This is a genomic window from Sulfitobacter brevis, assembly GCF_900112755.1.
GTDB classification, from domain to species: domain Bacteria; phylum Pseudomonadota; class Alphaproteobacteria; order Rhodobacterales; family Rhodobacteraceae; genus Sulfitobacter; species Sulfitobacter brevis.
Genome location: NZ_FOMW01000002.1, coordinates 256,316 through 282,309, shown reverse-complemented (window position 1 = coordinate 282,309; position 25,994 = coordinate 256,316). Strand labels below are relative to the sequence as shown.

25 protein-coding genes are annotated in these 25,994 nt (G+C 60.3%); 14 read left to right on the top strand and 11 right to left on the bottom strand.

Going from position 1 to position 25,994, the window contains the following annotated elements:
• Window positions 1-188: 188 nt before the first annotated feature.
• Window positions 189-1,727 (top strand): trimethylamine methyltransferase family protein, encoded by a 1,539-nt coding sequence (locus BM174_RS03870; RefSeq protein ID WP_093922509.1) that lies wholly within the window; start codon window positions 189-191, stop codon window positions 1,725-1,727.
• Here BM174_RS03870 and BM174_RS03865 read toward each other — a convergent pair whose 3' ends face one another.
• A complete protein-coding gene (locus tag BM174_RS03865; protein WP_093922508.1) occupies window positions 1,728-2,030 on the bottom strand; it encodes a DUF6477 family protein in 303 nt (100 codons plus the stop codon).
• A gap of 250 nt (window positions 2,031-2,280) precedes the next feature.
• On the opposite strand from BM174_RS03865, the gene BM174_RS03860 reads away from it, so the two are divergent.
• Window positions 2,281-3,426 carry a DUF6456 domain-containing protein gene (locus BM174_RS03860; RefSeq protein ID WP_093922623.1) on the top strand — a complete coding sequence of 382 codons (1,146 nt, stop codon included), beginning with the start codon at window positions 2,281-2,283 and terminating at the stop codon, window positions 3,424-3,426.
• 146 nt (window positions 3,427-3,572) lie between these two features.
• On the opposite strand, the gene katG is transcribed toward BM174_RS03860, so the two are convergent.
• Entirely contained in the window at window positions 3,573-5,756 is a 2,184-nt protein-coding gene (katG, locus tag BM174_RS03855) for a catalase/peroxidase HPI (RefSeq protein ID WP_093922507.1), read from the bottom strand.
• A gap of 19 nt (window positions 5,757-5,775) precedes the next feature.
• On the opposite strand from katG, the gene BM174_RS03850 reads away from it, so the two are divergent.
• Window positions 5,776-5,973: a hypothetical protein gene (locus BM174_RS03850; RefSeq protein ID WP_093922506.1), complete on the top strand. Its 198-nt coding sequence runs from the start codon at window positions 5,776-5,778 to the stop codon at window positions 5,971-5,973.
• 136 nt (window positions 5,974-6,109) lie between these two features.
• The gene (gene lipA / locus BM174_RS03845) at window positions 6,110-7,063 is read left to right on the top strand and encodes a lipoyl synthase (RefSeq protein WP_093922622.1); all 954 of its coding nucleotides are present in this window, start codon (window positions 6,110-6,112) and stop codon (window positions 7,061-7,063) included.
• 8 nt (window positions 7,064-7,071) lie between these two features.
• Here the strand turns inward: lipA and BM174_RS03840 are convergent, their stop codons facing one another.
• The 4 genes from BM174_RS03840 to hpt form a co-directional block, all read right to left on the bottom strand.
• On the bottom strand, window positions 7,072-7,983 hold the full coding sequence (locus BM174_RS03840) for a c-type cytochrome (protein WP_245766257.1): 912 nt from the start codon (window positions 7,981-7,983) through the stop codon (window positions 7,072-7,074).
• Between the two features lie 3 nt (window positions 7,984-7,986).
• The gene (locus BM174_RS03835) at window positions 7,987-8,469 is read right to left on the bottom strand and encodes a c-type cytochrome (protein WP_093922505.1); all 483 of its coding nucleotides are present in this window, start codon (window positions 8,467-8,469) and stop codon (window positions 7,987-7,989) included.
• A 69-nt stretch (window positions 8,470-8,538) separates the two neighbouring features.
• A complete protein-coding gene (locus BM174_RS21005) occupies window positions 8,539-8,712 on the bottom strand; it encodes a hypothetical protein (RefSeq protein WP_177209407.1) in 174 nt (57 codons plus the stop codon).
• Window positions 8,709-9,245 (bottom strand): hypoxanthine phosphoribosyltransferase, encoded by a 537-nt coding sequence (hpt, locus tag BM174_RS03830; protein ID WP_093922504.1) that lies wholly within the window; start codon window positions 9,243-9,245, stop codon window positions 8,709-8,711. The genes BM174_RS21005 and hpt overlap by 4 nt, the downstream gene beginning before the upstream one ends.
• A gap of 67 nt (window positions 9,246-9,312) precedes the next feature.
• Here hpt and BM174_RS03825 point away from each other — a divergent pair, with 67 nt between their 5' ends.
• A complete protein-coding gene (locus BM174_RS03825) occupies window positions 9,313-9,765 on the top strand; it encodes a type II toxin-antitoxin system RatA family toxin (RefSeq protein WP_093922503.1) in 453 nt (150 codons plus the stop codon).
• A 27-nt stretch (window positions 9,766-9,792) separates the two neighbouring features.
• Here the strand turns inward: BM174_RS03825 and BM174_RS03820 are convergent, their stop codons facing one another.
• From BM174_RS03820 to BM174_RS03805, 4 genes are all read right to left on the bottom strand, one after another.
• Window positions 9,793-10,974 (bottom strand): ammonium transporter, encoded by a 1,182-nt coding sequence (locus BM174_RS03820; protein ID WP_093922502.1) that lies wholly within the window; start codon window positions 10,972-10,974, stop codon window positions 9,793-9,795.
• A 140-nt stretch (window positions 10,975-11,114) separates the two neighbouring features.
• Window positions 11,115-11,597: a CinA family protein gene (locus BM174_RS03815; RefSeq protein WP_093922501.1), complete on the bottom strand. Its 483-nt coding sequence runs from the start codon at window positions 11,595-11,597 to the stop codon at window positions 11,115-11,117.
• Between the two features lies 1 nt (window position 11,598).
• On the bottom strand, window positions 11,599-12,090 hold the full coding sequence (locus BM174_RS03810; RefSeq protein ID WP_093922500.1) for a phosphatidylglycerophosphatase A family protein: 492 nt from the start codon (window positions 12,088-12,090) through the stop codon (window positions 11,599-11,601).
• Window positions 12,087-13,232, bottom strand: coding sequence for a bifunctional 2-C-methyl-D-erythritol 4-phosphate cytidylyltransferase/2-C-methyl-D-erythritol 2,4-cyclodiphosphate synthase (locus BM174_RS03805; protein ID WP_093922499.1), 1,146 nt, complete (start codon window positions 13,230-13,232; stop codon window positions 12,087-12,089). The genes BM174_RS03810 and BM174_RS03805 overlap by 4 nt, the downstream gene beginning before the upstream one ends.
• Window positions 13,233-13,390: 158 nt before the next feature.
• On the opposite strand from BM174_RS03805, the gene dusB reads away from it, so the two are divergent.
• From dusB to ntrX, 5 genes are all read left to right on the top strand, one after another.
• On the top strand, window positions 13,391-14,380 hold the full coding sequence (dusB, locus tag BM174_RS03800; RefSeq protein WP_425442321.1) for a tRNA dihydrouridine synthase DusB: 990 nt from the start codon (window positions 13,391-13,393) through the stop codon (window positions 14,378-14,380).
• Window positions 14,377-15,450 carry a two-component system sensor histidine kinase NtrB gene (locus tag BM174_RS03795; RefSeq protein ID WP_093922498.1) on the top strand — a complete coding sequence of 358 codons (1,074 nt, stop codon included), beginning with the start codon at window positions 14,377-14,379 and terminating at the stop codon, window positions 15,448-15,450. Before dusB ends, BM174_RS03795 begins: the two co-directional genes overlap by 4 nt.
• Before the next feature lie 2 nt (window positions 15,451-15,452).
• The gene (locus tag BM174_RS03790; protein WP_093922497.1) at window positions 15,453-16,826 is read left to right on the top strand and encodes a response regulator; all 1,374 of its coding nucleotides are present in this window, start codon (window positions 15,453-15,455) and stop codon (window positions 16,824-16,826) included.
• 215 nt (window positions 16,827-17,041) lie between these two features.
• On the top strand, window positions 17,042-19,171 hold the full coding sequence (locus BM174_RS03785; RefSeq protein ID WP_245766256.1) for a sensor histidine kinase NtrY-like: 2,130 nt from the start codon (window positions 17,042-17,044) through the stop codon (window positions 19,169-19,171).
• The gene (ntrX, locus tag BM174_RS03780; RefSeq protein ID WP_093922495.1) at window positions 19,168-20,577 is read left to right on the top strand and encodes a nitrogen assimilation response regulator NtrX; all 1,410 of its coding nucleotides are present in this window, start codon (window positions 19,168-19,170) and stop codon (window positions 20,575-20,577) included. Before BM174_RS03785 ends, ntrX begins: the two co-directional genes overlap by 4 nt.
• Before the next feature lie 108 nt (window positions 20,578-20,685).
• Here the strand turns inward: ntrX and BM174_RS03775 are convergent, their stop codons facing one another.
• Window positions 20,686-21,150 (bottom strand): hypothetical protein, encoded by a 465-nt coding sequence (locus BM174_RS03775; protein WP_093922494.1) that lies wholly within the window; start codon window positions 21,148-21,150, stop codon window positions 20,686-20,688.
• A 135-nt stretch (window positions 21,151-21,285) separates the two neighbouring features.
• On the opposite strand from BM174_RS03775, the gene trkA reads away from it, so the two are divergent.
• The 4 genes from trkA to hflX all read left to right on the top strand — a co-directional run bounded on the left by trkA (window position 21,286) and on the right by hflX (window position 25,932).
• Window positions 21,286-22,662, top strand: coding sequence for a Trk system potassium transporter TrkA (trkA, locus tag BM174_RS03770; protein WP_093922493.1), 1,377 nt, complete (start codon window positions 21,286-21,288; stop codon window positions 22,660-22,662).
• 18 nt (window positions 22,663-22,680) lie between these two features.
• On the top strand, window positions 22,681-24,219 hold the full coding sequence (locus tag BM174_RS03765) for a TrkH family potassium uptake protein (protein WP_093922619.1): 1,539 nt from the start codon (window positions 22,681-22,683) through the stop codon (window positions 24,217-24,219).
• A 178-nt stretch (window positions 24,220-24,397) separates the two neighbouring features.
• On the top strand, window positions 24,398-24,637 hold the full coding sequence (gene hfq / locus BM174_RS03760; protein WP_007119530.1) for an RNA chaperone Hfq: 240 nt from the start codon (window positions 24,398-24,400) through the stop codon (window positions 24,635-24,637).
• Window positions 24,634-25,932: a GTPase HflX gene (hflX, locus tag BM174_RS03755; RefSeq protein ID WP_245766255.1), complete on the top strand. Its 1,299-nt coding sequence runs from the start codon at window positions 24,634-24,636 to the stop codon at window positions 25,930-25,932. The genes hfq and hflX overlap by 4 nt, the downstream gene beginning before the upstream one ends.
• Window positions 25,933-25,994 lie beyond the last annotated feature (62 nt).

The following is a 25,994-nucleotide window of genomic DNA, read 5'->3' as shown; positions in this document are numbered from 1 at the left end:
CAGAGTGATTATGCGCGGTCTGGACAGGTGGCAAGGGCGGATCGGGGCTCTGCCCCGAACCCCGGAGGTTTATTTGGCCAAATGAAGCGGGTCATGTCGTTTTTTTCTCTGGCAGGGCGTTATACGCGCGAGCGGGGTCGAAACGGTGCGGTAGAGACAGGCAACATTTGGGTTTGAAGGGAACGATCATGGCAGGAGAAGCACGACGGGCACGGGGCGGCGGCGGTGCGGCGCGGCGCGCGGAGCGCAGTGCGGTTTCGTTCGAGACGGCAAAGTACATCGAGCGCAACATTCCCAACTTCGAGATCTTGTCCGAAGAGGCGCTGGAGATCATCGAGCGCAATGCTGATATCATCCTCGAAGAGATCGGGGTGAATTTCCCTGATAACCCCGAAGCCTTGGCGCTGTGGCGTGAGGCCGGTGCGAGCGTGGATGGCGAACGCGTGCGTATTCCCAAGGGGTTGGCCCGCGAATTGTGCAAGACCGCACCTTCGGAATATACGCAGGTGGCGCGCAATCCGCAGCGCAATGTGGTGATTGGCGGGCGCAATCTGGTGCTGGCGCCGGTTTATGGCCCACCCTTTGTACGTGATGCGGCAGGTGGGCGGCGCTATGCCACGATGGGTGATTTCAATAAGTTCGTGAAGCTCGCCTATATGTCGAAGTGGCTGCACCATTCCGGCGGCACCGTCTGCGAGCCGACCGATGTACCGGTGAACAAGCGCCATCTGGATATGTTGCACGCGCATATGACGCTGAGCGACAAGCCATTCATGGGATCGGTGACCGAGCCGAGCCGTGCGCAGGATTCGGTCGATATGTGCGGTGTGTTGTTTGGCGAGCAGTTCGTTCAGGACAACACGGTGATGACATCGCTGATCAACATCAACTCGCCGATGACATTCGACGATGTCATGATGGGCGCGCTGAAAGTTTATGCCGAGAACAATCAGGCGGCGATCATTTCACCGTTTATTGTTGGCGGGGCGATGGCGCCGGTCAGCGTGGCGGGGACTTTGACGCAGGTTTTGGCCGAGGTTCTGGCAGGCATTGCCTATAGCCAGTTGGTGCGCAAAGGCGCGCCGGTGATTTTCGGGGCCTTCGTTACCTCGATCGACATGAATTCGGGCGCGCCGACATTTGGCACGCCTGAGGCCGCGCATATTACTTATGGGGCGGGTCAGCTTGCACGGCGGATGAACCTTCCGTTCCGCTCAGCGGGTTCGTTCTGCGGCTCGAAGCTGCCGGACGCTCAGGCGGCTTACGAAACTTCGAACAGCTTGAACATGGGCCTGCTGTCAGGGGTGAACTTCATGTTGCACGCCTGCGGATGGCTTGAAGGCGGTCTGGTCAGCAGCTTTGAGAAGTTTGTGATGGACGCGGACCAGTTAGGCACGTTGCACCATCTGGCGCAGGGCATCCAGATGGACGAGAATGCGCAGGCGCTGGATGCGATCCGCGAAGTCGGGCCGGGCGGGCATTATCTGGGCTGTGCCCATACGCAGGCCAACTTTAAGGCCGCGTTCTGGAAGAGCGATCTGCTGGACTACAAACCGTTCGAGACGTGGTCTGAAGAAGGCGCGCGCGACACCCAGACGCTCGCCAGCCTGCGTGTCGAGAAGATGTTGGCAGACTATCAGCAGCCCGCGATGGATCCGGCGACCCGTGAAGCTCTGGACGCGTTTGTGGCCCAGAAAAAGGCCGCCGAGCCCGACAGCTTCATGTAATCACACCAGCCCTAGCGGCACTTGCGCGGCCCGCAATATGCGGGCTTCGCCGACCATCGCAATCAAAACGTCAAGGTGCCGCATCAGGCTGTAGTCTGGTTCGGTTGCCTTGCGTTTTGTATTTAGCTCGGTCTCGATTTCAATCAATTTAAGAAGTGCCTGATAGTGGCGTGGCAACGTGCTGTGACCCAGCAGGCGTGGCAGATGCGCGTCGCGGCGGTAGCCTTCGGCGCCCACCTTGGCGGCACGCATCATCAGGCGGGGTCTGTGCATGTTTTGCAGCATGGTGATTACATCTTGCATTGAAAGCTCCTGAACAGTTTCGCAGTGAACCGACTCGGTCCCGTAAAGCGAGCATTGCACAACTTTTGAGGGTGTTGCGTGGGCTGGGGCAGGGCCGCACGCCGCCGTTACGACTGTTTATCCTTTGGAAACAATGATGGCTAAGCGAGGCTATTTTAACGAACAGGTAACTAATGCAACTCAGAGTCCTGTGGGTATGTCTGGGGATAACCTGTTGGTAACGCCAAATTAGATGGAGGTGGTAGACGCGATGCAAGTGGATTTGAGGCTTAACGAGCGTGGTGCCATTGGTGGGTTTGGCTTGCCCGGCTGGGTGCCCAAGGGGGTGCGGCATTACCTGGCCCATACCGAAACCGGCGAGCCGATTAGAGCGCTCGCACGGGAGGCGGGATGCCATGCCTCAACCATCTTGCGCCAAATCCGTCGGATCGAGACACGGCGCGATGATCCATTGGTCGATGCCGCCTTGCGGCACCTGATTGAGGGGCCCGCCGCCGCAAAACCACAGACGTCCATTGAGGAGAACAGGGTGATCACCAAACCGCAACAGGACGCCCTGCCAGACGAGACCACGCTGAACCGCGAGGCGCTTCGTATTCTACGGCGGCTTTGCGAGACCGGCGCGGTATTGGCAGTGGCGGCGCAAATGGACAAGGCAATTGTGGTGCGCGAAACAGCAGGAGGAGCCGGCGCGCGAACGGCAGTGGTGGAGGCTTCTGTGGCGCAGGCAATGGCGCTCAAAGACTGGATCTCGGCGACGAATACAGGGCGGATTATCCGCTATACTATCACTTCGGCAGGCCGTGCGGCGCTGGAAGAGTTGATGAGCAAACTGGGTGACGACGGCACCGGAGCGGCGGGATTTGCTGAAAGCCAGACGGCATTTTCGGGCAAGACGGCGGACGACGAGATGGCGGACGATATCGGGAACGATGCCCGCGGGTCACGCCGCGTGCGCTATAGTCTGGCCGAGAGCCCTTTGACAGCGCTGGCGCGGCGACGCGACAGAAGCGGCGAGGCGTTTTTAAGCGATGCGTTGGTCCATGCGGGCGAGCGGCTGCGCGAAGATTTTGAACTGGCACAGATGGGCGCACGGGTTGCCCAGAACTGGGACCACTTTTTGACAGCAGGGGCGGGCGGCGCGGCGGCAGGAAGCGGGGGCGGTGATGCGCCTGCGCGGGCGCGGTTGCGGGTGGCGTCGGCATTGGCAGATTTAGGGCCGGGCCTGTCGGACGTGGTATTGCGGTGCTGCTGCTATTTAGAAGGCTTGGAGGCAGCCGAGAAGCGGTTGGGGTGGTCGGCCCGATCGGGCAAAATTGTGTTGCGCATCGCCCTCATGCGACTGAAGCGGCATTATGATGAGACGACGGGGCCGGGTGGTGCGCTTATCGGGTGAGCGGATCATACTGGCGCAGATGTGCGTTTGGATGGGCGGGCCTCTGGTGGAGGTGTTTTGCCAAAAAGTGAAGCTGACTCGCAAATCCTCTACAAAGGAAAAAGGGCACCCGATTGGATGCCCTTTTTGTTGATTGTGGCCGTGGATCAGGCCAACTCGTGGCGGTCCGCCATCATCACCTTGTCCCAAGCGGCGACGAAATCGCGCAGGAATTTTGGCTCTGCATCGCTTTGACCGTAGACTTCAGCCAAGGCGCGCAGTTGCGAGTTGGAGCCGAAGACCAGATCGACACGCGAGGCGGTAAAGCGCTTTTCGCCTGATGTCCGGTCTTTTCCTTCAAAGTCGGCTTCGTCTTCTGATGTGGGTGTCCAGCGGGTGTTCATGTCCAACAATGTGACAAAGAAGTCGTTGCTGAGCGTGCCGGGGCGTGTGGTAAGCACACCGGTTTTGCTGTCGTCCCAGTTTGCGCCAATCGTCCGCATGCCACCCAGAAGGACGGCCATTTCAGGGGCGGTGAGGCCCATGAGTTGGGATTTGTCGACCAGCATTTCCTCGGCGGTGATGCGGTAGCGGCCTTTGAGGTAGTTGCGGAACCCGTCGGCGACAGGCTCCATAACATCAAAGCTTTCGGCATCAGTCTGTTCGGCTGTGGCATCGGCGCGGCCTGGAACGAAAGGCACGGAGATGGCGTGGCCTGCGTCGTTCGATGCTTTTTCGAGCGCGGCTGCACCGCCCAGCACGATGAGATCGGCCAGCGAGATTTTCTTGCCGTTGCTCTGCGCGCTGTTGAAGTCGGACTGGACCGCTTCGAGCTTCGACAGGATACCAGCCAGCTCGGACGGGCGGTTCACTTCCCAATCCTTTTGTGGCGCCAGCCGGAGGCGGGCACCATTAGCCCCGCCACGCATGTCGGACGCGCGGTAGGTGGAGGCTGATGCCCATGCCGTTTGCACCAGATCAGAGGTAGAGATGCCGCTGTCGATCAGCTTTGCCTTCAGGGCTTTCACATCAGCCTCATCGACAAGCGGGTGATCGACCGCAGGCACCGGATCTTGCCAGATCAGGTTTTCGGAAGGCACGTCAGGACCGAGGTAGCGCGCCTTGGGGCCCATGTCGCGGTGGGTCAATTTGAACCATGCGCGTGCGAAGGCATCAGCGAACTCTTCGGGGTTGGCATGAAAGCGGCGGGCGATTTTCTCATAGGCCGGATCCATGCGCATCGCCATGTCGGCGGTGGTCATCATGATCGGCACCTTACCGTTGCCATCGACCTGCGGAGCTTTCTCGCTCTCTTTCATCTCTTTCGGCTGCCACTGGTTGGCACCGGCGGGGCTTTTCGTCAGTTCCCACTCATTGCCGAAGAGCACGTCGAAATAGGTCATGTCCCACTGGGTCGGGGTCGGGGTCCAAGGGCCTTCGACGCCGGAGGTGGTGACGTGGATGCCGACACCGGTCTCATGGCTGTTGTTCCAGCCAAAGCCCTGATCGGCCAATGCGCCGCCTTCGGGGTCGTTGCCGACCATCAGCGGATCGCCCGCACCATGGGCCTTGCCGAAGGTGTGGCCGCCCGCAACCAGTGCGACGGTTTCTTCGTCGTTCATCGCCATGCGCGCAAAGGTGTCGCGGATGTCACGGCCTGAACCCATCGGGTCCGGGTTGCCATCGGGGCCTTCGGGGTTGACGTAGATCAGGCCCATCTGCACGGCGGCCAACGGGTTTTCAAGATCCCGCTCGCCGGAGTAGCGGCTGTTTTCTTTGTCACTGGTGGCGAGCCATTCGTTTTCGCCGCCCCAATAGACGTCCTGCTCGGGGGCCCAGACATCGGTACGCCCGCCGCCAAAGCCAAAGACCTTGCCGCCCATCGATTCGATGGCGCAGTTACCGGTGAGGATGAACAGGTCGGCCCAGCTCAGGCTATTGCCGTACTTCTGCTTGATGGGCCAAAGCAGGCGGCGCGCCTTATCGAGGTTGCCGTTATCGGGCCATGAGTTCAACGGAGCGAAACGCTGGCTGCCGGAGCTTGCGCCGCCGCGGCCATCTGCCGTGCGGTAGGTGCCTGCAGAGTGCCATGCCATGCGGATGAAGAACGGGCCGTAGTGGCCGTAATCTGCGGGCCACCAGTCCTGGCTGTCGGTCATCAACGCGAAGAGATCTTTCTTGACCGCATCGAGGTCGAGCGATTTGAACGCCTCGGCATAGTCGAAGTCAGCGCCCAGCGGGTTGGATTCGGCTGAGTGCTGGTGCAGCACCGAGATATCCAACTGGTTTGGCCACCAGTCACGGTTTGATCGTTTTGCTCTGCCCATTGGGCATTTATCGCCACCGTCCATAAAACCTCCGGAAGGTTGTTTGTTTGCAATTTCTTATCAACCCGCCTGCCTGCGTTGGAAAACGTGGGTCAGCGCGGCTGTTAGAATCATTCTAATGTTTGGCGGCGTCGGTGCAACGGGAAAACAGGGGCTTTCGGCCTTTATTGATGGTAAGCGCCTGTGGAAGATAGGTATTTTCCGAAAGCAGTGGCAAGCGGCGCAGGCGTTGGCGCGGTAACAACGGGGCGGATCGAGTTTACTTTGCCAAATCAAGGCAAGCGCGCGCGTGGTGCATGGGTGGTTTGTGCGGGGCTGGGCTTTTGTCTTTGGGATGATGTGGTAAGACGGGGCAACCGATACGAGGAATGGTGCAGATGCGCGATTTGAAGATTCCGGAGCAGCGTCATCCTGAAAAGGCGCGCAAGCCCGATAACGCCCAGCCCAAGAAGCCGTCATGGATCAGGGTCAAGGCGCCGGGTGGGGCGGGTTATGCTGCGACCGCGCGGATCATGCGCGAGAACAAGCTGGTGACGGTATGCGAGGAAGCTGGTTGCCCCAATGTCGGCGAATGCTGGAGCCAGGGCCATGCCACCATGATGATCATGGGGGAGGTTTGTACCCGCGCTTGTACCTTCTGCAACATTGCGACGGGCAAGCCGCCCGAGGCGCTGGATGCTTTCGAGCCGGGGCGGGTGGCTGATGCCGTGGCCAAGCTGGGGCTCAAACATGTGGTCATTACCTCGGTCGATCGCGACGATATCAACGATGGCGGGGCGGAGCATTTCGCCCAGACGATTCGCGCAGTGCGCCATCGCAGCCCTGACACCACCATCGAAATTTTGACGCCGGATTTCATCCGTTGCGATCCTGCCGTGTTGGAGCAAATCGTCGAGGCGCGGCCCGATGTGTTTAACCACAACCTTGAGACGGTGCCGGGGCTTTACCCCGAGGTACGGCCCGGGGCGCGGTATTTCCATTCTTTGCGGCTGTTGCAGCGGGTGAAAGAGCTGGACCCGTCGATGTTCACCAAATCGGGGATCATGGTAGGCTTGGGCGAGGACCGTCAGTCGGTCATTCAGGTAATGGAAGACATGCGCGCCGCCGATATCGATTTCCTGACCATCGGGCAGTATTTGCAGCCGACACCGAAGCACCATGCAGTCGACCGGTTTGTGCATCCTGACGAGTTTGCGGCCTATGAAAAGTCGGCATACGGCAAGGGGTTCCTGATGGTTTCCGCTTCGCCTTTGACGCGGTCCTCCTACCATGCGGGCGACGATTTTGCACGGCTGCGGGCAGCACGGAATAAAAAACTCGGACTCGGCTAAGGTGCGCGTTACTCCGCTGGTGCGTTCGGCACTGGCGGGACGGCTTTGAGGTAGGCGGCAATGGCTGCGCGGTCGCTTTGCGGCAATTGCACGAGGTTGCGCACCACTTCGGCCATTTCGCCTCCAGCGCTGTCATAGTCGGGGGTGAAGCCGGAGGTGAAGTATTCCACCAGATCGGCTTCCGACCAGTCTAATGCGGCGGGGGTGATATTGGGAATGCGGCCCTTGCCGGACGGGTTTGGCGCACCGGCGAGCCATTGGCTGCGGTTCAATCCACCCAGTGGGCCACGCGATGTATGGCATTCTGCGCAATGGCTAAGTGCTTCGGCCAGATAGCGGCCACGTGATACTTCAGGGGTGTGTTCTCCTGCCAATACGTAATCTTCATGCAGATAAAGCTTCTTCCAGACTCCCAAGCCGCGCCTGACATTGAATGGGAAGCCTACATCATGCGACACCGACGCTGTGGCCGAGGCGGGTAGGGTCATCATGAAGGCGTGCAGGTCAACCAAGTCTTGCGGGGCGAGATGATGGTAGGCGGTATATGGAAATGCCGGATAGTAATGTGCCCCCTCGGGCGAGACACCTTGGGTCACGGCGCGGGCGAATTGCGCAAGCGTCCAACTACCAATGCCCGCGTCCGGATCGGGAGAGATGTTAGGGACGTGGAAGGTGCCAAAGTCGCTGACAATCGCAAGGCCGCCGGAGAGGACAGGGGGGCCGCCGTCGCTCGGCTCAGCCGTCGGAGCCGTGTGGCACGACGCGCAACCGCCCGCTGCAAAGACCAGTGCCCCTGCATCAGGATCAGCGGTCAGCCCGGCGCCATATGATGCCTCAAGCGGGGCTGGTGCCGTGAGCATCCAGCCCGCCGCCGCGCCGAGAATGGCGCAACTTGCAAGGATCAGTGCGAGTCTCTTCAACGATCAGTTCTTGGGGCCGCGATAATCATCATGGCAGGCACCGCAGGCCTTGCCGATATCCCCCATCGCCACCTTGAGCGAGTCGAGATCGGTGCCAGCCGCATCAATCATCGCGGCGCTGGCATCTTGAAGGGCCATGAACTTGGCATCAAATCCGGCAGCGTCGGTCCAGATCTCTGCCTTGGCGCGGTTATCGTCGGCAACACCCTGCTCCGTGCCTTCCAGCCACAGCGATGCGCGGTCAAAACTAGCGGCGGCGTTCAGATTTTTGGCAGCGGAAGTGGCTTTTGCAGCATCGTACTCGGCTTCGCCCTTCGCCATCGCCCCGAGGATACCTGTGTGATATCCGATCAGTTGCATCTGGCCCTGACGGGCTTTGACCGAGTCAGCCTGCGGCTTCGACACATGGCTCGCTGAAAAAGCAGCGGTGGCGACAACGGCAATGCTCAGGCCGAGCGTAATTGCGGCTTTGGTAATCAATTTCATAATATGCTCCCTATACTGACGACAGGATAACACAGGTGGTTAAAGGTAGATTAACAAATTCGTGATTAACTAGAACTTGCGCGGAATCCGCTCAGCGCGGGCCCAGTCAGGCCAATAGCCGAGCCAGTCAATGCCCCAGATCAGCGCCGCTACGAGGATCACACCAAACACCAGTTTGACCCGCCCCATTGACGGCGGATTGCGGGCCCAGCGCGACATCCGGAACAGCCATTGCGGGTTCATGTGAAACGGACTTTGCCGATATAGGGCAAGTTGCGGTTGCGCTGGGCGTAATCGATGCCATAGCCGACCACGAATTCGTCGGGGATCTCAAAGCCGGTCCAATCGGCCTTCATCTCGACCTCGCGGCGGTCGGGTTTATCCAGCAGCGCAATAGATTTAAGCCGTGCCGGTTCGCGCGAAAGCAGCAGGTTTACAACGTGGTGAAGCGTATGGCCGGTATCAACAATGTCTTCGACAACCAGCACATCTCGACCTTCGATGGGGCCGCGCAAATCCTTGAGAATGCGCACTTCGCGCGAAGACTCCATGCCGTCACCATAGCTGGAGGCTTCGAGGAAATCGACCTCGATCGGCAGGTCAAGCTCACGCACCAGATCGGCAATAAACACGAAAGAGCCGCGCAGCAGCCCCACAACAATCAGCTTGTCGGTGCCGTCAAATTCGTCGTGGATCGCCTTTGACAGCGCTTCGATCCGCGCGGCAATCGCCTTGGCGGAAATCATTTCATCAATCACATAGGGGGGGTGCGACATGGCTTTGCCCTTGAAGTCATGGCTCTGAACGGTGAAACAGGGCTAACCCGAGCAGCGACGGATAGCAATGCCAACCCATTCCGAAACCAGAGAACTGCCCTATAGCGCGCAACAGATGTATGATCTGGTTGCCGATGTAGCGCGCTACCCCGAATTTTTGCCATGGACCGCTGCCGCGCGTATCCGCACGGACGAAGACCGTGGCGATCACCGCGTGATGGAGGCCGATCTGGTCATCAGCTTCAAGGTATTCCGCGAGCGATTCACCAGCCGTGTGGTGCTTTGGCCCGAAGCGATGAAAATCGACACCGAATATCTGGATGGGCCGTTCAAGCACATGCGCTCCAACTGGGCGTTTGAAGACACGCAGAACGGCTGCAAGGTACATTTCTTCGTCGATTTCGAGTTTCGCAACATGATCCTGCAAAAGATCATCGGCGTGGTGTTTAACGAGGCGATGCAGCGCGTGGTGCGGGCCTTCGAGACGCGGGCCGCAGCACTTTACGGGCCGAAGACATAGCAAGATGCCTCCGGCAGACGTGCCGTTCTAGCTGGTCATATCGTAGGCGCGTTCACCGTGAACCGTCAAATCAAGGCCGTTGGTTTCGGTCTCTAGGTCAACGCGCAGCGGTGTGATCGCCTTGCAAATGTAGATAAGAGCGATGCTGACGACGGTGGTAAAGATACCCACAATCGCCAGGGCACCAAGCTGAGCGGCCCAAGAGCCTAGCCCGAGCGCTGCAATCATGATGGTGCCGAAAATCCCGCCCACGCCGTGAACGGCAAAGACATCCAGCGTGTCGTCTATCTTGAGGCGGTTGCGGATCATCACTACGGCTTCCTGACACAAGATGCCCGCGACAGCGCCGATCAGCAGCGCGCCCCACGGGCCGACAAAGCCCGAAGCCGGCGTGATCGAGGCCAAGCCCGCGATGGTGCCGGTGACAATGCCGACGAGCGAGGATTTGCCGAACTTTACCTTCTCCCACAGCGCCCATGTCAGCGAGGCGGTCGCGGCAGAGATGTGGGTGACAGTGATCGCCATCGCGGCCCCGCCATCAGCGGCCAGCTGCGAGCCACCGTTAAAGCCGAACCAGCCGACCCAGAGCATTGCCGCACCAATCATCACGAAACCGGGGTTATGCGGCGGCGTGTTGTTGTTTTTGCGCGGACCGAGGAACACAGCAAGGATCAGCGCCGCGAGGCCCGCAGTTTCATGCACCACAATACCACCTGCGAAATCCTTAACGCCGACCACGCCGAAAATCCCGCCATCGGACATCATGCCGCCGCCCCAGATCCAATGCACCACTGGCGCATAGCACAGCAGCATCCACAGGCCGGAAAATAACAGCACAAAACCAAAGCCGACCCGTTCGACATACGAGCCGACAATCAGCGCTGGTGTGATGATCGCAAAGGTCATCTGGAAGGCAAAGAACAGGACCTCGGGGATAGTACCGGCGAGGGAATCGGCGGTCACACCATTCAGCCCGACCTTGGCCAAGCCACCCCAGACACCGCTTTCACCGGGGCCGAAAGCGATGGAATAGCCCACGAAGAACCACAACACGCTCATCAAACAGGCAATGGCATAGCAATGCATGAAAACGCTGAGCACGTTTCGGCTGCGCACCAGACCGCCATAGAACAGCGCAAGGCCGGGCAGCGTCATAAACAGCACAAGAGCGGTCGCGGTCATAATCCAGGCGGTATCGGCGGCGATCATCGTGGCTCTCCGGTTTGCAAAGGTTGCAGGCAGAAAGCGCAGCACAGACGGGCAGGGAAGCTTAATTGCGGGCAAAGCTGCCGCATTTCAGGGCAAAATGTTAAACGCCCAAGGATTAAGCGCCTCTCGGGCGTGTGTGATTATTTATCAGGCAGAGTCTCAAGCGCGGCGAGGAGCAGGCCGAGCGCGTGGTCGCGGGCAGCGCATCGCACGGCAGTGCGACCAAGGGCACCGAATTCGATGGTCTCGGTCTTGCACGCACCATTCGCTGCGATGCCAAAGCAAACTCGCCCTTCGGGCTTGTGCTCAGATCCGCCGGGCCCCGCGATCCCCGTGATCGACACCGCCAGTGCCGCAGCTGACCGTGCCAAGGCGCCACGTGCCATTTCGATGGCGATCTGCTCGGATACTGCGCCACGGGCGGAAAGGGTGGCTTGCGCCACGCCCAGCATCTCGATCTTTGCGGCGTTGGTATAAGTCACGAAACCACGGTCAAACATCGCGGATGACCCCGGCAAATCGGTCAAGGCGGCGGCAACCATACCGCCGGTGCAGCTTTCGGCGCAGGTAATCATCACGCCCGCGCGTGCAGACTGCGCCAAGATCTCTGACGCGACAGTCATGTCAAAGCACACCGTGATAAAGTGCCGCCAAGGCCAACACACCGATGGCTGCGAAAATACCGGCAAAGACATCATCCAGCATCACGCCCAAGGCGTCACCGCGCCGGTCGGCCCAGCCAATGATCAGCGGTTTCCAGATATCAAACAGCCGGAACAGCGCGAAGGCCGCGATCCAGCCCGGCCACATCGCGGTGATGCTGATGTCCATTGTCCATGCGGCATAGCTGAGCGGCGCCAGCGCGATCCACTGGCCGACAAGTTCATCCACTACAATGTGTGACGGGTCATGGTCGTCGCTGCCCTCGGTCATCTTAGACGTTGCCCACCACCCCTTGAGGAAGGCCACAATGATGCCGATGACAAGCAAGGGAAAGCCACCGATGATATGCACCAGCCACGCCCAAGGCAGTGCCACAAGCGACCCCCACGTGCCGGGCGCGGGGCGGATATAGCCGACACCCAAGAGCGTGCCGATAAGCGTTGCCAGTTTCATATTTTCACCAATGTTGCTGTTGCCATACAGGCGATGCCTTCGCCGCGTCCGGTAAACCCGAGCCGCTCGGACGTAGTGGCCTTGACCGATACCCGCGACAGATCGATCCCGAGGATTTCGGCCATTTTCGCCCGCATGTCTGCCGCGTGCGGCCCGACCTTGGGGTATTCGCAGATCAGCGTGCAATCGACATGGGTCAGGGTAAATCCCTCGCTCCGCGCGAGATCTGCGGCATGGCGTAAAAATACATGGCTTTCGGCACCTTTCCATTGCGGATCGCTAGGTGGGAAGTGCTGGCCGATGTCGCCCATCGCCAGCGCGCCATAGATCGCGTCGCTCACCGTGTGCATGCCCACATCTGCATCAGAATGACCGACAAGCCCCTGATCATGTGGTATTTTCACGCCGCAGAGCATGACGTGATCGCCCGCGCCAAAGGCATGCACGTCAAATCCGTTGCCGGTGCGAATGTCCATCTTCGTCTCCAAAATACGTGTGGCGCGGGCAAAATCGGCAGCCGTGGTAATCTTCAGGTTATCGGCGCTGCCTTGGGTGATGACAACATCGATCCCCGCGCCGCGCGCCACCTCGACATCGTCCGCGGCAGCCCCTTGGTGGGCCGCATGCGCCGCTCGGATGGTCGCGAGGTCAAAACCCTGCGGCGTTTGCGCGGCATAAAGCATGCTGCGATCCTGTGTCCCCGTCACCAGACCCTCGGCACCTTGCCACAGCGCGTCAGTCACCGGCAGGCCGGGGGCGGCGGCAGGGGCGGTTTCCAAAGCCTCCAAAACCCCGTCGATAACACCCGCCGACACACAAGGCCGCGCTGCATCATGGATCAAAACTTTGCCACTCTCCGGCAAGGCGGCAAGCCCGTTACGCACTGATGCAGCGCGGTCAGCACCGCCGGTCGTCAGGATCAGGTCGCCTTTAAGTGTCGCGCCGAGGGCCTCGTCATCGGGATGAAGTACCACCACAATTTGGCGCACCGAAGGATGGCGGCGAAAAGCGTCGATGGTGTGCTCAATCACCCGCGCCGTGCCGAGCTTGCGCCACTGCTTTGGTGTACCGCCGCCCGCACGGGTGCCGCGTCCGGCAGCGACGATCAGGGCAAAGACAGGTTCAGGCGGGCGGGTTTGCATGGCGTCTGTCTAGGCAAACACCTGCGCCAGCGCAATCATCCGTGATGGATGCTTAATTTTTAGGCACATGCTACGATTTGATCGCCTATCTCGGGGGTGTTTCATTGAGGTTAGCGCATGACACCGCTACAGATAGCGCAGTTGCCCAAGGATTAAGCATTGTGACACGACTGGCCCTTCCCTTTGATCTGACCCCGCCGGTGCTGCTGGCACCGATGGCCGGAATCACCGATCTGCCCTATCGCGCCTTGGTGGCGCAGTTCGGTGCGGGGCTGGTGGTGTCGGAAATGGTCGCCAGTCACGAGCTGCTCTGCCGCCGTCCCGGCACCCGCGAAAAGGCTGAGCTGGGCCTTGGCGTCGAAGGTACTGCCGTGCAGATCGCCGGTCGCGAAGCTGCGCCTATGGCCGAAGCCGCGCGGATACTTGTGGGGCAGGGCGCGCGGATCATCGACATCAATATGGGCTGTCCGGCCAAAAAGGTGACCCAAGGTGCTTCCGGCTCGGCCCTGATGAAGACCCCCGATCACGCGCTGCGTCTGATTGAGGCGGTGGTTGGCGCAGTGGATGTGCCAGTCACTCTCAAAACGCGGCTCGGCTGGGACGATGACATGCTGAACGCCGCCCCCATCGCAGTGCGGGCCGAGGCGGCGGGGATCAAGATGATCACCATTCACGGCCGCACCCGCTGCCAATTCTACAAAGGCCAAGCCGACTGGCAGGCGATCCGCGCGGTGAAAGAGGCCGTGACGATCCCCCTGATCGCCAATGGCGATATCATCGATGCGACAACGGCGCAGACCGCGCTCGACCAATCTGGCGGTGACGGTGTGATGGTGGGACGCGGCGCGCAGGGCAAGCCTTGGCTGCTGGCGCAGATCGCGCATATTCTGCATGGCACGCCTGCACCCGTACTGCCGCAGGGCGATGCCCTTTCCGATCTGATCTCAACGCATTACGAGGCGATGCTGAGCTTTTACGGCACCACCCACGGCCACCGCGTGGCCCGCAAACATCTGGGCTGGTACATGGATGGCGCTGGCACACCTGACGCTCTGCGCTTCGCTTTGCTGACCGCCCCGTCACCCATTGAGGCACTGCGGTTGATCCCGCAAGCTACGGGCCAAGTGTTCGCACAGGCCGCCGCATGATCCCCGATCGCCGCATCTGGACCTCTTTGCCGCTGCCGACCATTTTGATCGCCGCAGATGACACCATCACCGACGTAAACCCCGCCGCCGAAGGATTTCTCAACGCCTCGGCCAAGACGGTGACGGGCGTGCCGGTCTGGGATCTGATCGCGGTGGACGACCCGCTCGAGGTCGCCTTCGCGCGGGCCCGCGCCTCCCAGACCCCACTGTTTGTGAATGACGTCGATGTCGGCAGCGGCCACCGCGCGCCGCTCCAATGCGGATTACAGATTGCACCGCTGGCGGGGTCGGACGGTGAAATGATCATGATGATCTCTCCGCGTGAGCTGGCCGGTCGAATGACCCAGAACAACTCGGTTAAATCTGCGGCACGTTCGGCGATTGGCATGGCGGAGATGCTGGCGCATGAGATCAAGAACCCGCTGGCAGGCATCACTGGTGCGGCACAGCTTTTGTCGATGAACCTTAATGCAGATGATCTGGAACTGACTGATCTGATCGTCGCCGAAAGTCGCCGGATCGTGAAACTGCTGGAGCAGGTCGAGCAATTTGGCAACCTGATGCCGCCGCGACGACAGGCGGTAAACTTGCATGACGTGCTGGACCGCGCGCGGCGCTCGGCCCTGCTGGGTTTTGGCGCACAAATGAAAATCATTGAGGACTACGATCCCTCGCTGCCGCTGGCCTTGGGGGACAAGGATCAACTGTTGCAGGTGGTGCTTAACCTGCTGAAAAATGCGGCTGAAGCCGCTGGCAAAACCGGCGGCACCATTCGGTTGCACAGCTATTTCGAACATTCTTTCCGACTGCGCCGCGCCGATGGCACCGGCCAGTCGCTGCCCTTGCAGATCGAGGTGATCGACGATGGTCCCGGCCTACCAGAGCACATCAAAGGCGAGGTGTTCGAGCCCTTTGTCTCGGGCCGTGAAAATGGCACCGGCCTTGGCCTCGCACTCGTCAGCAAAATTATTTCCGAACATGGCGGCTGGATTTCGGTCACCTCCGTGCCCGGTCACACAAATTTCCGCATTTCATTGCCGCGCGCCCGCGTATCCGAACAGGAGAACTGATCATGGATGGTACCATTCTGGTAGCCGACGACGACCGTACGATCCGCACGGTACTGACGCAGGCGCTTACCCGTGCAGGCTGCAAGGTGCACGCGACCTCCAGCCTGACCACGCTGATGCGCTGGGTCGGTGAGGGCAAGGGCGATGCAGTGATCACCGACGTAGCAATGCCCGACGGTAACGGTTTGGAAATGCTGCCGAAAATCGCGATGGATCGACCCGATTTACCAGTCATCGTGATCTCGGCACAGAATACCATCATGACCGCGATCAAGGCTGCCGAGGCACAAGCCTTCGACTATCTCCCCAAGCCTTTTGACCTGCCGGACCTGATGAAACGCACGGCCCGCGCGCTTGACAGGCGCACCACCGCGCCGCGCAGCAAACCCGTTGAAGCCGGGGGCGATCCGGACCGTGATGATCTGCCACTGGTCGGGCGCACAGCGGTGATGCAGGCGCTCTACCGCGTGGTGGCGCGGCTAATGAATACTGATCTACCCGTGCTGATCTGGGGCGAAAGCGGCACTGGGAAGTCCCTGATCGGGCGCGCGATTCACGATTTCTCCGACAGACGCAGCTTGCCGTTTGTCACTGCCACTGGCGCCGATCTGGCCGATATCGAAGGCCCCGCGCGGGTATTGGCACGGGTGCGCGGCGGGACACTGCTTATTGACGAGATTGCCGACATTCCGCTGGAGCTTCAGGCCCGTATCGCGCGGATGATGGACGCTCCCGGCGATCACAATCCACGATTTCTGGCAACCAGCCAATCCGACTTAGCAGCGGCGATGAAGTCAGGCACCCTGCGCCGCGACCTGTATTACCGTCTGTCGGGGGCGACTTTGCATGTGCCCGCCCTGCGCGACCGGATAGACGATATCGAACTGTTGGCCACCCATTTTCTGGGGCGTGGCGAACAGTCGCAATCGGCCCCGCGCAGCCTGTCCGAAGGAGCGGCAAAGATTTTCGCCAATTACCCGTGGCCCGGCAATGTGCGGCAGCTGGAGCACGCAATGTTGCAACTGGCATTGACCAGCCGCGCGTCCGAGATTTCGCAGGTCGAGGCCGAGCAGGTCTTGGGCGGCCAGCCCGACCCCGAGCCTGTGCACGCGCAGGCCAATACCGAACGGCTGGGCGCGGCAGTGGAGCGGCACTTACGGCGCTACTTCGATCAACACGGCTCAATGCTGCCGCCCCCCGGCCTTTACGGGCGCATTCTGCGAGAGATCGAGGCGCCCATGATTGAGATTGCCCTCTCGGCCACGGCGGGGAATCAGGCGAAATGCGCCGACCTTCTCGGTATCAACCGCAATACTTTGCGCAAGAAGATCACCGATCTCGAAATTGAGGTGACACGCGGCCGTAAAATGATGTAAAACCGCCACATAACCGTGGCCATCTTGCTTCGTGCAGGATTAGGACCACAAAATAGGGCGGTTGGTGCAGGAATGCACCACATCATCGGTGGGGGCAGCGGGTGGCAACCCGGTCACGCAGATTCAATTTGGAACGATTAGGGCGTCTTCGGCGCCTCAAACGCGTGCGCAATTTGTTCACGCTGGGTCTGGTTGTGCTTGGCCCGGCCCTGGCTATGGCAACCTATCTGGTGCTGGGGCCGTTGGGGCAGGGTGGCAGCACGCTGAGCCTGCGTCTGATCCTGCTGGCCGATCTGGTTTATGTGCTTTTGCTGGCCGCCTTGGTGCTCAGCCAAGTGGCGCGATTGATCGCTGCACGACGCGCAAAATCCGCCGGATCGCGGCTGCACTTGCGGCTCACGGGCGTATTTGCGCTGATGGCGCTGATCCCGACCGTCACGGTCGCGATTTTCGCGGGATTGACGGTCAACGTCGGGCTTGAGGGCTGGTTTTCAGATCGCGTACGCTCGGTGGTGGAAAATTCGCTGACCGCTGCACTGGCTTACGAATCTGAGCAACGCGACGGGCTGATGTCCGACGCTGCGGCCTTGGCGCGGGAGCTTGACCGCGCGCGTGCCCGTGGCGTTGACGTCAGCGACAGCGAATTGCTGGCCGACGGGCAGCGCCAAATCCAGCGCGGCCTACGTGAGGCCTATCTGATCGACGGCACCGCGCAGATCCGCGCCCGTGGCGACCGGTCTTACCTTTTTGATTACGAAGCCCCGACCCGCGAGCAAATCACCGAAGCCAGCACTAAAAACCTGCTGGTGATCGAAGACTGGCCGAACAACGAATTCCGCGCCCTCGTGCCGCTGGCATCCTTCGTTGACCGCTATCTCTATGTCAGCCGTGACGTGGACGGGGAAATCTTATCGCTGCTCGATGATACCAAGGAAACAGTGCGGCTCTATCAACAGCTCGAATCCGATCGCGGCAGGCTGCTCTTTGAATTTGCCTTGGTCTATCTGGCTTTCGCCGTGATCCTGATTCTTGCGGCGGTGTGGTTGGGGCTGTGGTTTGCCGAACGGTTGTCCGGCCCTGTCGGGCGTTTGACGGGGGCCGCACAGCAGGTGGGCGCGGGCGATCTCGCCGTGCAGGTCCGCGAAGAGGAAGGCGATGATGAGATTGCGATGCTCGGTCGCTATTTCAACCAGATGACCCGCCAATTGCAGGGCCAGCGCGAAACCCTGCTCGACAATACCCGCCAGATTGAGCGCCGCCGCAGGCTGTTCGATTCTGTGCTGAGTTCGGTCACCTCAGGCGTTGTCGGTCTTGATCCCGAAGGCTGCGTTACCTTCGTCAACCGCTCGGCCATGCGCTTGCTGGACTGGGCCGAAGATCAACAATCACTGTCGCTGACATTCGCCATCCCCGAATTTGGCCCGCTGTTTGAAGCGCTGCGGGATGGCAGCAACGAGGTGATGCAAAGCGAGGTAAAAGTTTCGCGGCAAGGTTCGATGGAAAATCTGCTGGTGCGCATGGCCACGCGGCGCGCCGAGGACGGGCGGCTTGAAGGCTACGTTGTGGCTTTTGATGATGTGACCGATCTGGTCAGTGCCCAACGCATGGCTGCTTGGGGAGACGTGGCGCGGCGCATTGCCCATGAAATCAAGAACCCCCTGACGCCAATCCAGCTTAGCGCTGAACGTATCCGCCGCAAGTTTGTCTCGAAGGTCGGGGCCGACGCCGAAGCATTGGAACAGATGACCGGCGTGATCATCCGCCAAACCGGCGATCTGCGCCGGATCGTTGATGAGTTCTCGAAATTTGCCCGTATGCCGGAGCCGGAAACCAAGATTCAGGACCTGCGCCATCTGCTCCGCGATGCGGTATTGTTGCAGCAAACCGGACAGCCCGAGGTGCGCATTTCGCTCGACATCCCGAAAGACCCGCTGCCTGCCGCGATCGACGGCACTATGATTTCGCAAGCTTTGACAAATCTGATCAAGAACGCTGGCGAAGCCATTGAAAGTCTGAAACAAAGCGGAGCGCCTGAGGGGCTGGAGCCGCAGATAAAGGTTCATCTGGAAGTGGCCGAACACCACGCGCGTATTTCCATCGCCGATAACGGCATCGGCCTGCCCGAAGACCGCGCCCGACTGTTTGAGCCTTATGTAACCACCCGTAGCGAGGGCACCGGCCTTGGCCTGCCCATCGTCAAGAAAATTATCGAGGAACACGGCGGCAGCCTGACCCTCGACAACGCGCCCGTCTTTGACGGGCAATCGCATTTCGGAGCGATGGCAGTGATCACCCTGCCACTGTCTCCGCAACCCCCGACAGACCAAACTGGAGACAGCGCATGAGTGACATCCTGATTGTAGACGACGAACGGGACATCCGGGAGTTGATCTCGGACATCCTTGAAGACGAAGGTTTTGCCACGCGGCTGGCGGGCAATTCCGATGATGCGATGGCGGCGATCAATCTGGAACCGCCGGCGCTGATGATCCTTGATATCTGGCTCAAAGACAGCCGGATGGACGGGATCGACATCCTTAAAACCGTCAAGCGCGACAACCCGGATGTGCCTGTGGTGATCATCTCGGGCCACGGTAATATCGAAATCGCCGTCGCAGCGATCCGCCAAGGCGCTTATGACTTTATTGAAAAGCCCTTCAACATCGAACAGCTACTGGTGGTGATCCGCCGTGCGATGGAAACCTCGCGCCTGCGCCGCGAGAACCAGAGCCTGAAGCGCCGCGACGTTACAACCTCGGAAATGATCGGCGCCTCGGCCTCATTCCGCGCGTTGGTCGCACAGCTTGATAAGGTAACCAAATCCAACGGTCGCGTCATGCTGACCGGCCCTGCGGGTGCGGGCAAGGAAGTTGCCGCACGCTATATCCACACCCATTCCAACCGCGCCTCGGCTGGCTTTGTCACGGTCAATTGCGCCGGTGTGGAGCCCGACCGCATGGAAGAAGTGCTCTTTGGTCGTGAAACGCCCGAGCGCGGCGTCGAACCAGGATTGCTCGAACAGGCCCATGGCGGCGTCATTTATTTTGACGAGGTCGCCGATATGCCGCTCGGCACCCAATCAAAAATCCTGCGCGTGTTGGTGGACGAACAATTCACCCGCGTGGGCGGCAACGACAAGGTCCGCGTCGATCTGCGGGTGATTTCCAGCACCAACCGCGATCTTGATGCGGCCATCAAGGCGGGCAGCTTCCGGCAGGAACTGTTCCACCGGCTTAATGTGGTGCCTATCGCGGTCCCCTCGCTTGAAGAGCGGCGCGAAGATATTCCGCTGCTGGCCGAACACTACGTAACCCAGTTCAATAAATCCCAAGGCCTGCCGCTGCGGATGTTCACCGAAGATGCCGTGGCGTTGATGCAGACAATGATCTGGCCCGGCAACGTGCGGCAGCTTAAAAATCTGGTCGAACGGGTATTGATCCTTGGCGACGGTACCGGCCCCATCGAGGCCCGTGAATTGCCCGGCGAGGAAGAGAGCGGCGATGATGACGGCCGCGTTGTGCTTTCGGGCGCACTGGCGATGCTGCCGCTGCGCGAAGCCCGCGAAGCGTTCGAGCGTGAATACCTGCTGACCCAGATCAACCGTTTTGGCGGCAATATCTCCCGCACCGCCAATTTCGTCGGCATGGAACGCTCTGCGTTGCACCGCAAACTCAAATCACTGGGTGTGGTCACCTCGGCCAAAGCAGGCGTGCGCGTCGCCCATATGGACGAGGATGCTGAAGCCGACTGAGCAACCACGCGCCCCCTCTCTTTGACCAAAAATCCTAAGGGGCGCAGGTGGGGGGGAAAACCCCCACCTGCGCCCCGCCCGCGAAGTCCAACGCGAAAGCGCCAAGCGCTATCCGCGATTAACAATCTGGAACGAGCCGTCGCGGTTGCGGATCACACAAGATGTTTCACGCAAGGAGGGTAAGGTCGTGGTCGCCGCACGCGGCGCTGCGCGGGCCACCCCGTCGGGGCAGGCCGGTATTGTCACCGGCGCATAGCCGCGATCCGCCATACACTGCCCCTCGACACGGCGCCGCAGCCCGTCATTGGGATCAAAGGAAATCACCTCGCCCGGAATGTAATGCCCGCGCAGCACGCGGCACTGTCCCGCCGCATTGCAAATCCGCCGGGGCGGCACATATTCCGGCGGCAACCGCCGCACCTGCACCGAGGTAGGCACGTCTTTCAATGCCTTGACCTGACACTCCGTCGTCGCACGTCCCAGCGCGCTCACGGTTGCACCGGGCTTGTAATAGGTGGTCATCGGCGCACAGGCCGACAGTACCAGCAGACAGGGGAGGATGAGGTGTTTCATAGCCGCCAATATGCCGCAGATTCGCGCGGCTGACAATTGAATTGACCCTTGCCACGGCCTCTGTCATGGCCTCTAACCGACCGAAGACCGGAGGCGTTCTACGGGCTTGCGGTACCACGGCTGAAGGATGGCTTGATGAAAGTGATCATTTGCGGCGCAGGGCAGGTCGGGTGGCAGATCGCCCGCCACCTCAGCGGCGAACGGAACGATGTGACCGTGGTGGATAGCGATCCCGATCTGGTGCGCCGCGCGACCGATACGCTTGATGTGCAGGGCATTGCCGGATTTGCGAGCTATCCCGATGTGCTTGAGCGCGCAGGTGCGCGCGACGCGGAAATGATCATCGCCGCCACCCATTCCGACGAGGTCAATATGGTGACCTGTCAGGTTGCCCATTCGGTTTTTGGCATCAACCGCAAGATCGCCCGCCTGCGCAGCCAGTCCTACCTTGATGCGATCTATTCCGACCTTTACCGCCGCGACCACATGCCGATCGACGTGGTGATCAGCCCTGAGAAAGAGGTCGCCGCCGCAGCGCTGCAACGACTTTCCGCGCCAGCTGCCTTTGATACCGAAGTTTTCATGGAAGGGCGCGCGCACCTTTTGGGCATCACCATCGACAGCGACTGTCCGGTGGTCAATACGCCGCTGCGCCAGTTGACCGATCTGTTTTCGACCCTGCGCGCCGTTGTCGTTGGCGTACGCCGTGACGGCACGCTGTTTTCGCCCGAGCCGAAAGACCAGCTTTTTGTCGGCGACGATTGCTATGTCTTTGCCCACCGCGACGACATCCCCCGCACCATGGAGATTTTCGGCAAAAAGGCGACCAAGCTGGAGCGTGTGGTTCTGGTTGGCGGTGGCAATGTCGGGCTGACCGTGGCGCAGCATCTTGAGAGCGGTATGACGCGGGTGCGCACCAAGATCATCGAGAAAAACCGCCGCTGCGCCGAACGTGCGGCCACAGCGCTGGAACGGACCATCGTGCTGAACGGCGACGGTTTGGACGCCGCGCTTTTGGCCGAGGCGGGTATCAGCCGCGCCGACGTGATGCTGGCCGTGACCGATGACGATAAAACCAATATGCTGGCCTGCGTGCGCGCTAAGGCCGAAGGCTGTCCTTACGTGATCGCGCTGATCAACGACCCTACACTGGTGCCGTTGATGACGCCGCTGGGGATCGACGCTTATATCAACCCGCGGGCCACCACCGTGAGCTCGATCCTGCGCCACATCCGACATGGCCGCGTCCGCGCAGTCTATTCTATCGGCGATGCCGAAGCCGAAGTGATCGAGGCCGAGGTGATGTCGACCTCACCGATTGCGGGCAAGAAAGTATCCGAGATCGACTTCCCCGAAGGTGTGCTGATCGGCATGATCCGCAAGGGCGAGCAGGTGCTGCGCCCGATGGGCAATACCCGCATTGACGAAGGCGATGTGATCGCGCTGTTCGCACTGGCCGAAGACGTGCCAAAGGTCGAGCAGCTGATGCAGGTTTCAATCGACTTTTTCTAGAAAGGGATGCCGAAGGCCATGCGCCGCAAAAGCCACATCCGTGCTAACCTGCTGGAATTGCCACTTTTTCTGCTACTTTTCGGGGTGGCCTCTGCCTCGATGATCGTGCCGGCGGTTTACGGGCTGACCGTGCGCGATCTGGATGGCTCGCGGGCATTTTTCTATGCCGGATTGCTGGGTGTAGTGTCCTTCGTGATGATCGCCGTGGCCCACAATGGCCGCCGTCCGCGCCACGGGGCACTGGGGCCGTTAATGTCGCTGTTCTCGGCCTTTGTCTTCCTGCCGGTGATGCTGGCCATTCCCTTTGTCGAAGCGCTGCCGACCACCAAATTCATCCACGCCTACTTCGAGATGGTCAGCGCCATTACCACCACTGGCGCGACCATGTTCCGCGATTCTTCACGGCTCAGCGATACGCTGCATCTGTGGCGGGCGCAGGTCGGATGGATGGGCGGGCTGATGATGTGGATTTCGGCCTCCGCAATCCTAGCACCGCTGCACCTTGGCGGTTTCGAGGTTACATCGCAGGCCGAACCGGGGCGGCGCGGTCCGGGCAGCGGCATCCGCATGGCGCCGATTGATCCGCGCAAACGCCTTATCCGCGTCACTCGTACCCTCGTGCCGATCTATGCCGGTCTGACGCTGCTGTTGTGGCTGTTGCTGCTGGCGGGCGGCGAGACGCCCTTGGTGGCGCTGTGTCTGTCGATGTCGGTGCTGGCGACCTCGGGCATTTCGCCCATCGGCGGGCTTGAGGTCTCCACCCTCGGGGTGAGCGGCGAGGTGGTAATGCTGCTCTTTATGCTCTTCGCCCTGTCGCGCCTGACCTTTTCAAAAGACACCATTACCGCGACCCAGGGCGGGCTGCGCACTGACCCTGAATTCCGCATTGGTCTGTTCATTGTGATCGGCGTGCCGCTTGTGCTCTTTGCGCGGCACTGGATCGGGGCCTATGACGTCGCCTCGATGGAATATCTGGGGCAGGCGGCCTATGCGGCTTGGGGGGCGATCTTCACGGTAATGTCTTTCCTCACCACCACCGGATTTGTGTCCGAGCATTGGAGCGAGGCGCAAAGCTGGTCGGGGCTCGCCACACCGGGGTTGATCCTGATGGGGCTGGCGCTGATTGGCGGCGGTGTGGCGACCACGGCGGGGGGCGTCAAGCTGCTGCGGGTCTTTGCGCTCTATCGCAACGGTGTGCGCGAGATGGAACGTCTGGTGCATCCCCATTCGGTCAGTGGGGCCGGCACCTCGGGGCGCCGTTTGCAAAGCAACGGCGCTTTTATTGCGTGGATATTCTTCATGTTGTTTGCTCTGTCGCTCACGGCTGTCACCCTGCTGCTGACCCTGTCGGGTGCCAGCTTTGAGAGCGCGATAGTCATGGCTGTTGCGACCCTGTCGACCACCGGACCGTTGATGGAATACGCCGCCGACGCCCCGATCCGGCTGATCGAGATGAGCCTCGGTGCCAAGGCGATCCTGTGCGGAGCTATGGTCTTGGGGCGGCTTGAGACTTTGGCGATTATTGCGCTGTTGACCCCTGATCTGTGGCGCGCATAACTCTGGCAAGGTTGCACAAGACATAAACGCTCTGTTGCTTCCACGATACGCCATATCCCCCAATCGTTGCAGGCCGTTGTTTTGGGGGTGGAATGTCACCCCGCGTCAAGACATACTCCTTGTCCATAGGGGGGTCCGGTCCGCGGATGCCAGCAAGAACAAGAAGCGAGATCAAACTATGGCATCTGACAGACAGAACCTTCAGGACGCATTCCTCAATCACGTTCGCAAGACCAAAGTCCCCGTTACGATCTTTTTGATCAACGGGGTCAAACTGCAGGGTGTGATCACCTGGTTTGATAACTTCTGCGTTCTGCTGCGCCGTGATGGTCAATCCCAGCTTGTGTACAAGCATGCGATTTCGACCATCATGCCGAGCCAGCCGATCTCGCTTTACGAGGGCGAAGACGCCTCTTGAGCAAAGTAGCCTTTCAGGTCGACAACACCGACGGACCCCGCGTGACACGCGCGTGGGTGCTGCATCCTGACATCAAAAACAATAACGAGCGGCGCGAGCCGACCTCGGCCTTGGCCGAGGCTGTCGCCTTGGCCCATGCCCTGCCGCATCTTGAAGTGATCGGTGCCGATGTGGTGCCGCTGCGCACGGTGAATGCCGGAATGCTGTTCGGCAAGGGCAAGATCAAAGATTTTCACGACGCCTTCGAGGAAGGCGAGATTGATTTGGTGCTGGTAGACGGTCCCGTCAGCCCTGTGCAGCAGCGTAACCTTGAAAAGGAATGGGGGGTCAAACTTCTTGACCGGACCGGCCTTATTCTGGAAATTTTCTCCGACCGTGCCGCGACCCGCGAGGGCGTGCTGCAAGTCGAGATGGCTGCGCTGAGCTATCAACGCACCCGTCTGGTGCGGGCATGGACCCACCTTGAGCGTCAGCGGGGCGGTTTGGGCTTTGTTGGTGGTCCGGGTGAAACCCAGATCGAAGCAGACAGACGCGCCATTGACGACCAGCTTGTGCGCCTGCGCCGCCAGTTGGACAAAGTGGTGAAAACCCGTGCGCTGCACCGCGCGGCGCGGGCCAAAGTGTCCTATCCGATTGTCGCATTGGTTGGCTATACCAACGCTGGAAAATCCACGCTATTTAATCGCTTAACGGGCGCTGATGTGATGGTCAAAGACATGCTCTTTGCCACGCTCGACCCGACGATGCGCAGCCTTGAGCTGAAAGACGGGCCGGAAATTATCCTCAGCGACACGGTTGGTTTCATCTCCGATCTGCCAACCGAGTTGGTCGCGGCCTTCCGCGCCACGCTTGAAGAAGTGCTGGCCGCCGATATCATCTGCCACGTGCGCGATATTTCGCACGCGCAGAGCGAAGAACAGGCGCAGGACGTGCGCGAAATTCTCGCCTCCCTCGGTGTGCCGAAAGACATCCGCACTTTCGAGGTCTGGAACAAGCTTGATTTGCTGCCCGACGACCGTGCTGAAGCGGTACGCGCCCGTGCGGCGCGGGACGATAACGTGCTGGCAATTTCGGCGATCAGCGGCGAAGGGCTGGACGCCTTGCAGCATGTGGTGGCCGAAGCTCTGCAAGGGGCGGTGCGCGAAGCCGATCTGACGCTGGCGTTCTCCGAGGGCAAAAAGCGGGCGTGGCTGTTTGCGCAGGACGTCGTGCAAAAAGAGACCCAGACCGAGGATGGTTTTGCCCTGACGGTGCGCTGGTCTGCCGAACAGGAAGCGCAATTTCAGCGCCTTTAAACCGCGGCGGCGCTTTAACTGTGGCCTCAAAAGTCGCAATCTTGCCGGCGCGGGACATATCA

Coding starts and splice junctions, on each gene's coding strand:
- BM174_RS03870 (WP_093922509.1), top strand. CDS start 189: ATGGCAGGAGAAGCACGACGGGCACGGGGCGGCGGCGGTGCGGCGCGG.
- BM174_RS03865 (WP_093922508.1), bottom strand. CDS start 2,030: ATGCAAGATGTAATCACCATGCTGCAAAACATGCACAGACCCCGCCTG.
- BM174_RS03860 (WP_093922623.1), top strand. CDS start 2,281: ATGCAAGTGGATTTGAGGCTTAACGAGCGTGGTGCCATTGGTGGGTTT.
- katG (WP_093922507.1), bottom strand. CDS start 5,756: ATGGACGGTGGCGATAAATGCCCAATGGGCAGAGCAAAACGATCAAAC.
- lipA (WP_093922622.1), top strand. CDS start 6,110: ATGCGCGATTTGAAGATTCCGGAGCAGCGTCATCCTGAAAAGGCGCGC.
- BM174_RS03835 (WP_093922505.1), bottom strand. CDS start 8,469: ATGAAATTGATTACCAAAGCCGCAATTACGCTCGGCCTGAGCATTGCC.
- BM174_RS21005 (WP_177209407.1), bottom strand. CDS start 8,712: ATGAACCCGCAATGGCTGTTCCGGATGTCGCGCTGGGCCCGCAATCCG.
- hpt (WP_093922504.1), bottom strand. CDS start 9,245: ATGTCGCACCCCCCCTATGTGATTGATGAAATGATTTCCGCCAAGGCG.
- BM174_RS03825 (WP_093922503.1), top strand. CDS start 9,313: ATGCCAACCCATTCCGAAACCAGAGAACTGCCCTATAGCGCGCAACAG.
- BM174_RS03820 (WP_093922502.1), bottom strand. CDS start 10,974: ATGATCGCCGCCGATACCGCCTGGATTATGACCGCGACCGCTCTTGTG.
- BM174_RS03815 (WP_093922501.1), bottom strand. CDS start 11,597: ATGACTGTCGCGTCAGAGATCTTGGCGCAGTCTGCACGCGCGGGCGTG.
- BM174_RS03810 (WP_093922500.1), bottom strand. CDS start 12,090: ATGAAACTGGCAACGCTTATCGGCACGCTCTTGGGTGTCGGCTATATC.
- BM174_RS03805 (WP_093922499.1), bottom strand. CDS start 13,232: ATGCAAACCCGCCCGCCTGAACCTGTCTTTGCCCTGATCGTCGCTGCC.
- BM174_RS03795 (WP_093922498.1), top strand. CDS start 14,377: ATGATCCCCGATCGCCGCATCTGGACCTCTTTGCCGCTGCCGACCATT.
- BM174_RS03790 (WP_093922497.1), top strand. CDS start 15,453: ATGGATGGTACCATTCTGGTAGCCGACGACGACCGTACGATCCGCACG.
- BM174_RS03785 (WP_245766256.1), top strand. CDS start 17,042: ATGGCAACCTATCTGGTGCTGGGGCCGTTGGGGCAGGGTGGCAGCACG.
- ntrX (WP_093922495.1), top strand. CDS start 19,168: ATGAGTGACATCCTGATTGTAGACGACGAACGGGACATCCGGGAGTTG.
- BM174_RS03775 (WP_093922494.1), bottom strand. CDS start 21,150: ATGAAACACCTCATCCTCCCCTGTCTGCTGGTACTGTCGGCCTGTGCG.
- trkA (WP_093922493.1), top strand. CDS start 21,286: ATGAAAGTGATCATTTGCGGCGCAGGGCAGGTCGGGTGGCAGATCGCC.
- BM174_RS03765 (WP_093922619.1), top strand. CDS start 22,681: ATGCGCCGCAAAAGCCACATCCGTGCTAACCTGCTGGAATTGCCACTT.
- hfq (WP_007119530.1), top strand. CDS start 24,398: ATGGCATCTGACAGACAGAACCTTCAGGACGCATTCCTCAATCACGTT.